The sequence below is a fragment of the Streptomyces sp. NPDC006529 genome (assembly GCF_040611795.1).
Lineage (GTDB): Bacteria > Actinomycetota > Actinomycetes > Streptomycetales > Streptomycetaceae > Streptomyces.
In genome coordinates, this window is record NZ_JBEXPB010000009.1 from 75766 (window position 1) to 88793 (window position 13028).

Sequence of the window (13028 nt, forward strand, 5' to 3'; positions counted from 1 at the left end):
AAAGCGGGCGTGTTAGCGCTAACAATTCTGCAGATAAGCGGTGCAGGAATGGGTGAGGTGCAGGTGCTGAGTAGCCAGCCGACGGTGCGGGGGCACACGCCACGTGTACTGTGAGCGCTCACATCCGCCGCGTCAAGATGTAACGAGAAGTTTTCACAGGAAGCCCCTTGGGGGCGGGCGTCGGCACCCTCTCCGCGCTCATTCCGCTCGGTTCGGCCTCGCCGCGCCTTGAAGTCGAAGCGCTTCGACCTATCCGGGTCTCCTGACATACCGCGCACAGGCCGTCCCAGGAGGCCTTCATGGCGCATGCGCCCTTGCCTCCCAGGAAACCGCCCCGTTACCTTGGCGACCGCAAGCGAAGCGCTTCGACACGCCACGACACGGCTCAGCCTCCTACCCGAGGAACGTCATGACGACTCGCAGCATCACCGACCGCCTCGGCGGTCTGGCCTTCGGCGGCGACTACGACCCCGAGCAGTGGGACGAGCCCGTCTGGAAGGAGGACGACGAGCTCGTGCGCCGGGCCGGGTTCAACCTCGCCCACCCCGACACACCGGCGGTCCGGGCTGGTGCGACCACGCGGCCGCCGCCTTCCGGGTTATGGCTGCGCGCCCGCCACGGCCTCCTCGATGCCCTCAACGAGGCCTGGGGCACGGCCTTCTGGAGCCAGCGCCACACCTCCTGGGAGCAGGTGCTGCCGCCGCGCGCGACGCGGTACCACCACAACCCCGGCCAGAGCGTGGACTTCCACCGCTTCTGGGGCGGCCTTCGCGCGGGAACTCGATGTCGTCAGCTCCGACCAGTACCCGCCCCTGCCGGGCCCGGACTCCTGCGCCCACGTCGCGTTCTACGCCGACCGGTCCCGCTCCCTGGCCGGCGGCCGGCCGTGGCTGCTGATGGAGCAGGGCACCAGCACCGTCTACGACGGCGACCGGGTGCTCGGCAAGGAGCCCGGCGAGATCCTGCGCCACACCCTCGGTCACATCGCGCGCGGTTCGGAGGGGGCGCTCTTCTTCCAGTGGCGCCAGTCCCGGGCCGGCGCGGAGACCTGGCATTCGGCCATGCTGCCGCACGCGGGTCCCGACAGCCGGATCTTCCGCCAGGTGACCCTGACCGGTCGAGCGGTCTCCCAGCTGGGCGAGTTGGCGGGATTCACGGTCAGCGCGCCGGTCGCCGTACTCGACGATCCGGACGCCATGTGGGCGCTGGAGGCGGACGGTCTGCCCTCCGCCCGGCTCGACTACCACGCACCGCTCGCGGCCGCGCACCGGGCGCTGTGGGACGCGGGCGTCACGGCCGACTTCGCCCGTCCCGAGCACGAGTTGGGCGGCTACCGGCTGGTCGTCGCGCCGTCCTTGTTCCTGCTGTCCGACCGGGGCGCCGAGAACCTGCGCCATTACGTCGAGGGCGGCGGCACCCTCCTCGTCCAGCACGCGAGCGGATACGTCGACGAGCGGGTGCACGCCCGGCTCGGCGGCTATCCGGCGGCCCCGCCCTCACCCGGCACCGCTGCGGCACCGGCCAGGGCTGGTACCTCTCCACCCGGCTGGACGACGGTGACCACGCCGCCCTGATCGGGCGTCTGCTGGCGCAGACGGGCGTCGAGCCGGAGGTGCCGGACCTGCCCGCCGGTGTCGAGGTCATCACCCGGCACGCACCCGACGGCCGCCACTGGCGGATCCTGCTCCATCACACCCCCGGGACCGTCCCCCTGCCGAGCCCGGCCCACGACCTGCTCACCGGCGCCCTCGCACACGAAGTGGCGCCGGGCGGCTGCGCGGGCACTGACCCCACCCGGCCGTCGCGGGCCCGATGACCCCGATGACCCGAAAGCAAGGCCCTTGCACACGCAGCCACGCATCGACGAGAGGACCCACCGGGTGCCCCCTCCGCCCCGGCCCGCCGGCCGCCCCGCCAACCCCGTGATCCCCGGCTTCCACCCCGACCCCAGCGTCTGCCGGGTGGGCGACGACTACTACCTGGCCTGCTCCAGCTTCGAGTACTTCCCCGGTGTGCCCCTCTTCCACAGCCGCGACCTGGTGCACTGGACCCAGATCGGCAACGTCCTGGACCGGCCGGAGCAACTGCGCCTCCCCGCCGCCACGCCCTCCTCCGCCGGGATCTACGCCCCCACCCTGCGCCACCACGACGGACGTTTCCACCTGATCGTCACCCACTGCGGCGAGGGCGGCGGGAACCTGATCGTCACGGCCACCGACCCCGCCGGACCGTGGTCGGACCCGGTCCGGGCGCCCGGGGTTCCCGGCATCGATCCCGACCTGGTCTGGGAGGAGGACGGCACCTGCTGGTGCACCGTCGCCGGCGTCGCGCAGGTCCGCATCGACGCGGGCACCGGGCAGACGTACGGTGCACCGCGGCCGCTCTGGTCCGGCCGGCCCGGCGCCAAGGCCCCGGAGGCACCGCACCTGTACCGGATCGGAGCGTACTGGTACCTGCTGATCGCCGAGGGCGGCACCGAGCGCGGCCACGCGGTGTCGATCGCCCGCAGCCGTACGCCCACCGGCCCGTTCGAGCCGTGCCCGGCGAACCCGGTCCTCACCCACCGCGGCACCGATCACCCCGTACAGAACACCGGGCACGCCGATCTGGTCCAGGGCCCCGACGGCTCCTGGTGGATGGTGCTGCTCGGCGTCCGGCCGGGCGGCGGCACGCCGGGCTGGCACGTGCTCGGCCGGGAGACCTTCCTCACGCCCGTCACGTGGGTGGACGACTGGCCGGTCGTCGGCGACGTCTCCCCCGACCTGCCCGAGCTCCCGTGGCCGCTCAGCCCGGGCCCGGTCGAAGCGCGGCGGGACGACTTCGAGTGCGCCGAGCTGCGGCCGTCCTGGATCTCCCTGCGCGACCGGCCCGCCGCCCACTGCACGACCGGGGAGCGCCCCGGCTGGCTCACCCTGCGCGCGCGGGGCGGTTCCCTCGACGCGCCCGACGTGGTGTTCACCGGCCGCCGCCAGCAGCACCTCGCCTGCCGGGCGCGGGTCCTGGCCGACCCGTCGCAGGGGCGCGGCGGCCTCGCCGTCCGGCTCGACGAGCGGCACCACTACGCGATCGAGGCGTCCGGCACGGAGGTCCGGGTCCTGGCACGCGTCGGCCCCCTGTCCACGGTGGTGGCCACGCGGCCCGTGCCCGCGGGGCCGTTGGTCCTCACCGTCACGATCACCCCGGCGCCGCCCGACGCCCAGGGTCCGTGCGCCGGCCCCGACGTGGTGTCCCTCGGTGTCGAGGACCCCGGGGGTGCGTTCACCGCACTGGCCGCACTGGACGGCCGCTACCTGTCGACCGAGGTCGCCGGTGGTTTCACCGGCCGTGTCATCGGCATGTACGCCGCGCACGGCGCCGTCCACTTCGACTGGTTCGACTACGAGCCCCTCGACGGCTGAACCGGGCATCCCTGCCTCCGCCCGACCCACCGACCGGAAGGAACGACAGATGAAGGACGTACGGCACGGCGCGCTGCGGCGCGGCGGGGGCCCGGGCCGCCTGGCCGCCCTCCTGTTGGCCCTGGTCGCCGTGGTGGGGCTCACCGGTGGCGCCGCACCGGCCGCGCCCCCCACGCACCGCGAGCCGTCGCGACCGGTGGTCCGGGTGCCCGACGACCCCATGGACGCCGTCGCGCGGATGCAGCCCGGCTGGAACCTGGGCAACACCCTGGACGCCTTCCCGGACGAGTCGTCCTGGGGCAATGGGCAGACCACCAAGGCGACTTTCGACAAGATCGCCGCACAGGGCTTCCGCAGCGTCCGCATGCCGGTGACCTGGGCGGACCACCAGTCCACCACGGCGCCGTACACCGTCGATCCCGCCTTCATGGCCCGGGTCGAGCAGCTCGTCGACTGGGCGCTGGCCGACGGCCTCTACGTGGTGCTCAACGTCCACCACGACTCGTGGAGGTGGGTCGAGAAGATCACGAGCGACCACGACCGGGTGCTGGCCCGCTTCGAATCCACCTGGTCCCAGATCTCCGCGGCCTTCCGCGACGCCCCGCGCACGCTGGTCTTCGAGGGCATCAACGAGCCGCGGTTCGCCGACGCGACGGACGCCCGGAAGATCTCCTACCTCAACGAGCTGCAGACCGCGTTCCACTCCGTGGTCCGCTCCTCGGGCGGCGGCAACGCGCGCCGCATGCTGTCCCTGACCACGCCGGACGGCGGCGGTGGTCCGGTCCACCTGGCCAACCTGTACGCCTCGATCACCGGCCTGAAGGACCGTCAGCTCATCGCACAGGTGCACTTCTACAGCTGGTACCCCTTCAGCGTGAACGTCGCGGGCGGCATCCTGTACGACGCCGTCGCGCAGAAGCACCTGGACGACCACTTCGCCACCCTGCACCGCACCTTCGTCGCCCGGGGCATCCCGCTGTACCTCGGCGAGTACGGCCTGCTCGCCTATCCCGACCACTTCCACCCCGCCCGCGTCGAGCGGGGCGAGGCGCTGAAGTACTTCGAGCACGTGGGCCACCGGGCGCGCACGTACGGCATCACCACCGCCCTGTGGGACCCGTTCGCCTATCTGGACCGCGACACCCTCCAGTGGCGCGACCCGGCGCTGTTCGCCGTGATCAAGTCGAGCTGGACCACGCGCTCGGGCACGGCCTCCTTCGACAAGGTCTTCGTCCCGAAGTCCGCCCCGGTCACGGCCGCCTCGCTCACCCTGCACCTCAACGGCACCTTCTTCCGCGGACTGTGGCAGGGCGGCACCAGGCTGATGGCCGGGCGGGACTACACGGTCTCCGGCGACCGGCTGACCCTCACCGCCAAGGCGCTGACCCGGCTGGCAGGCGACCGCGCCTACGGCGTCAACGCGACGCTCCAGGCCCGGTTCACCAGCGGCCTGCCCTGGAACATCGACATCGTCACCAACGACGTCCCGACGGTCTCGGACGCCACCGGCACCACCGGCGCGTTCGCGGTTCCCACCCGGTACCGGGGCAACGACCTGGCGACCATGCACGCCACCTACGCCGACGGCGGCACCGCGGGACCGACCGACTGGACCCCCTTCCAGGAGTTCAACAAGGCCTTCTCGCCCGACTACCCGAACGGCGCGATCACCCTGACCCCCGAGTTCCTGACGTCCCTGCGCGACGGGGAACCGGCGACGCTGGTCTTCCACTTCTACAGCGGCGCCACGGCCACCTACCGCGTGACGAGGTCCGGCAGCGCGGTCACCGGCACGGCCGCCTGAGAAGCCCGCAGCCCTGCTGTCGAAGCGCTTCGACAGGGAGATGGACACGTGCCCGTCATGACGTTAGGGTCAGCGTACATTTCACGCGCAGTCGATGCCTCCATCGAGACCTGCGCACTGTCGAAGCGTTTCGCAGAGCTGGGAGAACCGGATGGCAACCCTCGCCGAGGTGGCCCGGCACGCCGGAGTATCGGCGAGCACGGTGAGCTACGTCCTCAGCGGCAAGCGGTCCATCTCCACGACCACGCGGATGCGGGTGGAGCAGAGCATCCGCGAGCTGGGGTACCACCCGAACGCGGGCGCCCGGGCCCTGGCCAGCAGCAGGTCGAACATCATCGCGCTGATGGTCCCCCTGCGCACCGACATGTACGTGCCGGTGATGATGGAGATCGCCATCGCGGTCGCCACCACGGCCCGGACGCACGGGTACGACGTGCTGCTGCTGACCGGCGAGGAGGGCCCCGACGCCGTGCGCCGCGTCACCGGCAGCGGACTCGCCGACGCGATGATCCTGATGGACGTGGAACTCGACGACGGGCGACTGCCGTTGCTGCGCGGCACCGACCAGCCGTCCGTGCTGATCGGGATGCCCGCGGACACCTCGGGACTGACCTGCGTGGACCTCGACTTCAAGGCGACCGGCGCCCTGTGCGTCGAGCACCTGGCGGGACTCGGCCACCGCGACATCGCCGTCATCGGCGAGGCCCCCTCGGTCTACGAACGGCACACCGGTTTCGCCGAGCGCACGCTCGACGGACTCCGCGCGCAGGCCGCCGGATCGGGCCTGCGCATGCTGCACCGGCCGTGCGGGGGCGGCTACGACGCGATGGCCGTCACCCTCTCCCGCATCCTCGACGAGCGACCGGGCACCTCCGGGTTCGTCGTGCAGAACGAGCAGGCGGTCGAGCCGCTGCTCGCCCTGCTGCGCCGACAGGGCCGCGCCGTGCCGGAGGACGTGTCGGTGATCGCGATCTGTCCGGACCAGGTGGCCGTCCAGGCATCGGTGCGGCTGACCTCGGTCTCCATCCCCGCGCAGGAGATGGGCCGGCAGGCCGTGGAACGCCTGGTCGCCAAGCTCGACGGCCGGGGCGCCGATGAGGTGTTCCTGATCGCACCCGAACTGACCGTACGGGAAAGCACCGGACCGGCGCCGGTCCCGGCGCCCCGGGCCGGCTCCTGAACCGCCCCGGCGGGAACGGGGCCGGTCCGCGCCGGGGAGGACGCGGACCGGCCCCGCCCTCGGGCGTGCGGTCAGCCGGCGCTGATGGTCACATTGTTCGTGGTAAAGGCCAGGTTGCCGGACGACGAGGTGATCTCGTAGCCGAACTGGACGTCGCCGATGGTCTCGCTGCCGGGCATCCAGCCCTTGGTGTGCGCGATCCAGCCGAGGACCGGCTTGACGTCCACGGTGCCGGAGGAGGAGTCGGAGGTGCGCAGGAACGAGAACACCTGGTTCGACCCGTTGGTGCCCTTGTAGACGTTCCAGTTGTGGCCGCCGAGCGTGACGTTGGCCTGCCAGGTGCCGATCGGGCCGACGGCGCCGTTGTAGTTGACCCAGAGCATGATCTCGTACTGGTGACGGGTGTCCCAGATGTCGTACGACGTGTTGTACGCGCCGGACGACGGGACGCTCACGTTGTAGCTGCTGGTGAGCCGGCCGAGGCCGTCGATCGTCTTGTTGATCCTCTTCGTCGAGTTCGGGTAGGACTTGATGCCGCCGGTGTTGGGGTGATCGGCGCGGACGCCCCAGTTCGTACCGGAGTTGGCCCAGACGCACTGGCTGCTGGCGCCGGAGCCCCAGATGTTGTTGTAGAGCGTGTAGCCGTTCAGGGTGGTGCTGCTCCACCGGTCGCAGGAGTTCCAGACCGCCGCCGAAGCGGGGGCGGAGGCCAGGCCGACGGTGGCGCCGAGCGCCAGCGCCGGTGCCAGCACCGCCATGGTGATCTTGTGCATCGTGCTGTGGACCATGGTGTCCCTTCCATGAGTGGGGGGAATGGGGAATGCGGACCGCGCCGGGCGCCCGGTCCGCGCCCGGCGCGGTCACGGCCGGAGTGCCGCCACGCCGTAGCGGCCGAGGGTGACCCGGTCGGTGACGGACTTGCCTGTGAGAAGGTCGCGGTGGCGGCCCGGCACGTCGACGGTCACCGGCTCGCGGCCGTGGTTCAGCACGAACAGCACGTCACCGCGGCGGACGGCCTCGACCTGCTCGGGTAGGCCGTCGAGCACGGGCCGGACGCCGGCGCCGCAGGCGATCCGGGCCAGCAGGGCGCGCAGCGCGTCCGGCTCCGGGAGCGTGGAAACGTACCAGGCCCGGCCCTTGCGCAGGACGGCGGGCAGCCCGTCGAGTTCGCCGCCCTGGTACGGCACGCTCTCCTCGGCGGTGCCGTCGGCCTCCAGTTCCTCGGACCACAGGGACGCCCCGAAGCCTTCGCAGGCGACGCTCTCCCCCGCCTCCAGCGGCCACCACTCGTGCAGGGTCCGGATCCCGAACAGCGCGCGCAGCCGGACGTCCATGCCGCCGGGGCGGACCCGGTCGTCGCCGTCGGCGACGCCCGTCTGGAAGCCGCAGACGAGGGTGCCGCCCCGGCCGACGTGTGCGAGGAGGTTGTCGACCGCCGCGGCGGTGAGCGCGTACAGCTGCGGCACGACGACCACCGCGTACGGCGTCAGGTCGTGCTCCGGGTGGGCGAAGTCGGTGGTGAGGTGCGCCTGCCAGAGGGCGCGGTGCCAGGCGCGCAGGATGTCCGGGTAGTCGACGAGGGCGGAGGGGCGTCCGTCCTGGTCGCCGGCCCACCAGGAGTTCCAGTCGTGGAGGACCGCGATGTCGGCGGTGAGGGTCCGGCCGGACACCTCGGGGGCGATCCGCGCCAGCTCCGCGCCGAGCGCTTTGATCTCCTGGTGGGTCCGGCCGTCCTCCCCTGCGTGGCCGACCATGCCGGAGTGGAACTTCTCCGCGCCCTGCCGGGACTGCCTCCACTGGAAGTAGCAGACGGCGTCGGCGCCCCGGGCCACGGCTTGCAGGGACCAGAGCCGGCCCAGACCCCGGGGCTTGGGGTGGTTCACACCCCGCCAGTTGACGGGCCCCGCGGCCTGCTCCATGAGCATCCACGGCCCGCGCGCCTGGGAGCGGGTCATGTCCTGGACGAGCGCGCCGCTCTGGGCGCCCAGCGGGTCCCGCGGGTCCGGGTAGATGTCGACGGAGACGACGTCCTCCTCCGCGGCCCAGCGCCAGGCGTCCTGGCCGATCCACAGCGGCATGAAGTTGCTGGTGACCGGCAGGTGCGGGGTGTGGCGGCGCACGATGTCCCGCTCGGCGGCGAAGCACTCCAGGAGCATGTCGGAGGTGAAGCGCCGGAAGTCCAGAACCTGCGCGGGGTTGCGCAGGTAGTGGGGCAGGCGAGGCGGCAGGATGCCCTCCCAGGTGTCGTACCCCTGGCTCCAGAACGCGGTGCTCCAGGCCTCGTTGAGGGCGCCGAGGGTGGCGTACCTGGCGCGCAGCCAGCGGCGGAAGGCGGCCGCGGCCTCGTCGCCGTGGTCGACGGTGCAGTACTCGTTGTTGATGTGCCACATCGTCAGTGCCGGGTGGCCGCCGTAGCGGGCGGCGAGATCCTCGGTGATGGCGGCCGCGTGGCGCCGATAGGTGGCGCTGGAGTGGGAGAAGTGCTGTCGGCCGCCCCACCACTCGGTCCGGCCGTCCTCGGTGACGGGCAGGGTGTCGGGGTACAGCCGGCCCATCCAGGGCGGCGGCGAGGAGGTCGGAGTGGCCAGGACGACGCCGATGCCGTTCTCGTGCATCAGGTCCATCAGCGTGTCCAGCCAGCCGAACTCCCGCGCCCCCGGGCTCGGTTCCAGCGTCGACCAGGAGAAGACGCCGAGGGTGACGGAATTGACCCCGGCCGCCTTCATCAGCCGTACGTCCTCGTGCCAGGTCTCCTCGGGCCACTGCTCCGGGTTGTAGTCGCCGCCGAAGAGCAGACGGCCGCGTGTCGCATCGCTCAGGTCGGGCATCGGACGGGCTCCTCGGAGTGCGGGCGGCGCCGGTGGGCGGGGCGAGGCGGGCCGGAGCGGGGCTTCAGCCCTTGACCGCGCCGGTGAGCATGCCCTTCTTGAAGTGCCGCTGGACGAAGGGGGAGGCGATCGCGACGGGGACGAGCGCGAGGACCATGACGGCCATCTGCAGGCCGAGCGAGGAGAGTTGTCCCGTGCGGACCGCCTGCTGGAGTCCGGTCGGCGCCTCGGTGTTCTTCTGGACGAGCTGGATGAGCACGTTCTGCAGCGGCATCATCTCCTGGTCGGTGAGGTAGAGCGAGGCGTTGAACCAGGCGCTCCAGTAACCGACCGCGTAGAACAAGGAGATGACGGCCAGCACAGCACGCGACAGCGGCAGGACGATGGTCAGCAGGATGCGCAGGTCACCGGCCCCGTCGATGCGGGCCGACTCGGTGAGTTCGGGCGAGATCCCCATGAAGAAGGACCGCAGGACCAGGATGTTGAAGACGCTGACGGCGCTCGGCAGGACCAGCGACAGGTAGGTGTCGGTGAGGCCGAGTGACTGTACGAGCAGGTACGTCGGGATGAGGCCGGCCCCGAAGAACATGGTCGCCATCATGGTCATGAGGAAGAACCGGTGGCCCAGGCTGCCGGGGCGCGACAGCCCGTAGGCCGCCAGCACCGAGACCGTCATCGAGAACAGCGTGCCGCAGAGCGTGACCCCGACCGACACCATGATCGCCCGGCTGACCTGTCCTCCGCCGAGGAGTTCGGTGTAGTTGACGAAGGTGACGCCCCGGGGGACCACGACGAGGCCGCCGACCCGGTCGATCACGGACTTGGGCGAGAGGCTGGTGACGACCACGATCCAGAGCGGACCGAGCACCCCCAGGCAGCAGAGCGCCAGGAAGCCGCCCTTGGCGGCCAGTCCCGCTCCGCTCGGCCGTTCCTCCCACACGGGGCGGGCAGGCGCCCTGAGACTACGGACGAGTTGCGTGTTCAGGCTCATTTCTTGTACACCCCCTGCTCGCCCAGCAGATGAGCGAACTTGTTCGCGCCCAGGACGAGGCAGATGCCGATGGCCCCCTTGGCCAGGCCGACCGCGGCCGCGTAGCTGAAGTCGCCGTTCTGGATGCCCATGTTCCACACGTACGTGTCGAGGACCTCGCTCGCTCCCGCGCCGACCGCGTCCCGCTGGAGCAGGAACTGCTCGAAACCGACGCTCAGCGCGTCCCCCACGCGCAGGACCAGCAGGAGCGCGATCACCGGGCGCAGCGCGGGCAGCGTCACGTGCCACATGCGCCGCCAGCGCCCCGCGCCGTCCATGGCGGCCGCCTCGTACAGGTCGGTGCTGACGGCGGACAGCGCCGCGAGGAAGACGATGACGCCCCAGCCGGCGTCCTTCCAGACGGCCTGCGCGGTGACCAGGTAGGCGAAGAGGTCGGCGTCGGTCATCAGGTCGAAACCGCTCCGTCCGTGCTCCTCCAGGACCTGGGCGATGATGCCCGCGCCGCCGAAGATCTGCTGGAACACGGTGACGACGAGGACCCACGAGAAGAAGTGCGGGAGGTACATGATCGCCTGCGCGACGGCCCGCACCCGCGGCCGGACCACGCTGTTGATGAGCAGGGCGAGGGCGATGGGGACCGGGAAGAACAGCACCAGTTGGAGGGCGAACAGGACGAGGGTGTTCTGCGTGGCGCTCCGGAACAGGGGGTCTGCGGCCATGCGCGAGAACTGCCGGAGGCCCACCCAGGGACTGTGGAAGATCGCCGTGACGCCGTTGCCGGCGGCGTACGGGTCGTAGTCCTGGAAGGCGACGACGTTGCCCAGCAGCGGGACGTAGTTGAAGAGCAGCAGCAGGAGGATGACGGGCACCGTCATCAGGATGAGCGTGCGGTCGCGGCGCAGCCGGATCCGGAAGGGAACCTTGGCTCCCCCGCCCGTCCCGCGAGGTGCCCGGCGCGGGACCGCCGCGGTGGCGACGGCGGCCGTGGGCTCTTCGACGGCCGCGGGGGGACGGGTCCCGTCGGGCCTGCTCCCGGCCGTGAGCGTCATCAGTTGCCGCTGCCGTTCTTGTCGAGGAGCTCCTTGTACCAGTCGCGCAGCTCGTCCCCGCCGGAGGACCTCCAGGTGGAGATGGCGGCCTGCACGTCCGACAGCTTCTTGTGGCCGCGAACGTAGTCGATCTGCAGTTGCTCGAACTGGCTGGCGAGGTTGGCGTAGCGGGTGGGCTCGACGATGGTCATGCCGTAGGTGGACGTCTTCTTCATGAAGGCCCCCATCCGCTGCTGCCACTCGACCTGCTTGCGGGCGATGTCGGGGAGGTCGGGGTGGGCGTAGTAGGGGGCCGGCGTGGCCAGCATCGCCCAGGCGTTGACCACTTCCGTCGTGCCCAGGTCGTTCTTGACCGGGACGCCGTCCTCGACCGTGTAGTGGGTGCCCTCGACGCCGTAGTCGACGAGCATCCGCTCCTTGGTGCCGTAGGGCGCGGCCGCGAAGTCGGCGGCGGCCAGCGCGTTCTCCACGGTCTCCTTCGGGGCGCCCTTGCGGATCAGCGACCAGAGGGTGGCGGGCGCGGACGCGTAGAGCGTCGGGCTGCCGCCGCCCGCGCCGAAGATGTCCATGGCCTCGATCCGGAACCCGGGGTTGGCCCGGGCCTGTTCGGCGGCCTTCTGGTACCAGGTGGCGATGTCGGCGTTGAGGACCAGGATCTGCCCGGCGGTGAAACGCTGGCCCGCGTCGCCGGAGCGCGCGCTGTCGTCGGGATGGACCACGCCGGCGTCGAACAGCTTGCGGGTCCACTCCAGGGCTTCGAGGTACTCGGGCCGCTCGACGCCGTACCTGAGCTTGCCGTCGGCGTCGAGGTTCCAGCCGGGACAGGCGCCGAAGATGCTGGAGGAGACCCAGCTCAGGTCACCACAGGCGTACACCTTGGCCTTCGCGCTGGTGGCGTCCTTGGCCCAGGCGAGGAACTCGTCGGCGGAGGTGGGGACGGAGTAGCCCCGCTGGTCGAAGAGGTCCTTGCGGTAGTAGGGCACGATGATGTCCGCCGGGGCGGCCGACAGCGGGATGCCGCGCAGCGCGCCGCCGAAGACGCCCATGCGCCAGCCGTCGGACGGGATCGCGGCCAGGTTCGGGTACTTCTTGACCCTGTCGCCCGCTAAGTGGGGGCCGAGGTCCATGAACTTCGCGGTGAGGGCGTTCGCCGTCTTTCCGACGAGCTCCCAGCCGGGCACGACCACCATGTCGGGCAGGGAGCTGGAGGCGAGGACGGCGCCGAGCTTCTGCCCGTAGGTGTTGCCGTCCTGGTTCTGCCAGGTGATCCTGGTGCCCGCCGCCGCGTCGAGCGCCTTGTAGTACGCGCAGTCCCCCTTCGGCGGGGTGCCCCAGAAGGGCGACATGACCTTGAAGGGGGCGCCGGTGCCGAGCGGGCTGGGGACCGAGGTGGCCAGGGCCGCGAGGTCGGTCCTGGCCGTGTAGCCGGCGGCCGAGCCGTTCTTCGACGGGAGGTCCGGGGCGGCGATCGTGCCGGCCACGTACGTCGGGATCAGCTCGTCGGCGGCCCTGCCCGATGTGGTGCCCTCGCGCGGGCCGCCGTCCGAACCGCCGCAGGCGGTGAGGAGCGGCACTCCTCCGGCCACCGCTGCGGTGGCGACCGCCGTGGAGGCGAGGAAGCTTCTCCGGCTCGGTCCGGAGGAGGCGGCGTTCGGCATCATTGCGTCAACCCTTCATGGCTCGCCCGGACGCCCGGTGAGGGGGGCGTCGGCTGCGGCGTCGTGACCGGAACTGACGGAGCGTGAAGCGGACACCGGGCCCTGCGACGCGGTCCACAG

At 71.4% G+C, this 13028-nt stretch carries 10 protein-coding genes and 1 pseudogene; 6 read left to right on the plus strand and 5 right to left on the minus strand.

Annotated elements, in window-relative coordinates:
• Positions 1–409 precede the first annotated feature (409 nt).
• From ABZY31_RS10065 to ABZY31_RS10090, 6 genes and pseudogenes are all read left to right on the plus strand, one after another.
• Positions 410–1073 (plus strand): annotated as a pseudogene (locus ABZY31_RS10065) (beta-galactosidase); the annotation flags it as partial.
• A gap of 123 nt (positions 1074–1196) precedes the next feature.
• Positions 1197–1574, plus strand: a complete 378-nt coding sequence (locus tag ABZY31_RS10070; RefSeq protein ID WP_356407288.1) for a beta-galactosidase trimerization domain-containing protein — start codon at positions 1197–1199, stop codon at positions 1572–1574.
• Positions 1575–1612: 38 nt separating this feature from the next.
• On the plus strand, positions 1613–1816 hold the full coding sequence (locus ABZY31_RS10075) for a hypothetical protein (RefSeq protein WP_356406987.1): 204 nt from the start codon (positions 1613–1615) through the stop codon (positions 1814–1816).
• A gap of 64 nt (positions 1817–1880) precedes the next feature.
• A complete protein-coding gene (locus ABZY31_RS10080; protein ID WP_356406990.1) occupies positions 1881–3398 on the plus strand; it encodes a glycoside hydrolase family 43 protein in 1518 nt (505 codons plus the stop codon).
• A gap of 49 nt (positions 3399–3447) precedes the next feature.
• Complete coding sequence (locus tag ABZY31_RS10085; protein WP_356406993.1) at positions 3448–5202, plus strand: cellulase family glycosylhydrolase; 1755 nt, start codon at positions 3448–3450, stop codon at positions 5200–5202.
• Between the two features lie 151 nt (positions 5203–5353).
• Positions 5354–6382: a LacI family DNA-binding transcriptional regulator gene (locus tag ABZY31_RS10090; protein WP_356406996.1), complete on the plus strand. Its 1029-nt coding sequence runs from the start codon at positions 5354–5356 to the stop codon at positions 6380–6382.
• Positions 6383–6453: 71 nt separating this feature from the next.
• Here the strand turns inward: ABZY31_RS10090 and ABZY31_RS10095 are convergent, their stop codons facing one another.
• The 5 genes from ABZY31_RS10095 to ABZY31_RS10115 form a co-directional block, all read right to left on the minus strand.
• Positions 6454–7170, minus strand: coding sequence for a hypothetical protein (locus ABZY31_RS10095; RefSeq protein ID WP_356406999.1), 717 nt, complete (start codon positions 7168–7170; stop codon positions 6454–6456).
• A gap of 72 nt (positions 7171–7242) precedes the next feature.
• A complete protein-coding gene (locus ABZY31_RS10100; RefSeq protein WP_356407002.1) occupies positions 7243–9210 on the minus strand; it encodes a beta-galactosidase in 1968 nt (655 codons plus the stop codon).
• Positions 9211–9274: 64 nt separating this feature from the next.
• Positions 9275–10201, minus strand: coding sequence for a carbohydrate ABC transporter permease (locus ABZY31_RS10105; RefSeq protein ID WP_356407005.1), 927 nt, complete (start codon positions 10199–10201; stop codon positions 9275–9277).
• Positions 10198–11250 carry an ABC transporter permease subunit gene (locus ABZY31_RS10110; protein ID WP_356407008.1) on the minus strand — a complete coding sequence of 351 codons (1053 nt, stop codon included), beginning with the start codon at positions 11248–11250 and terminating at the stop codon, positions 10198–10200. The genes ABZY31_RS10105 and ABZY31_RS10110 overlap by 4 nt, the downstream gene beginning before the upstream one ends.
• Positions 11250–12911, minus strand: a complete 1662-nt coding sequence (locus ABZY31_RS10115) for an extracellular solute-binding protein (RefSeq protein WP_356407010.1) — start codon at positions 12909–12911, stop codon at positions 11250–11252. The genes ABZY31_RS10110 and ABZY31_RS10115 overlap by 1 nt, the downstream gene beginning before the upstream one ends.
• Positions 12912–13028 lie beyond the last annotated feature (117 nt).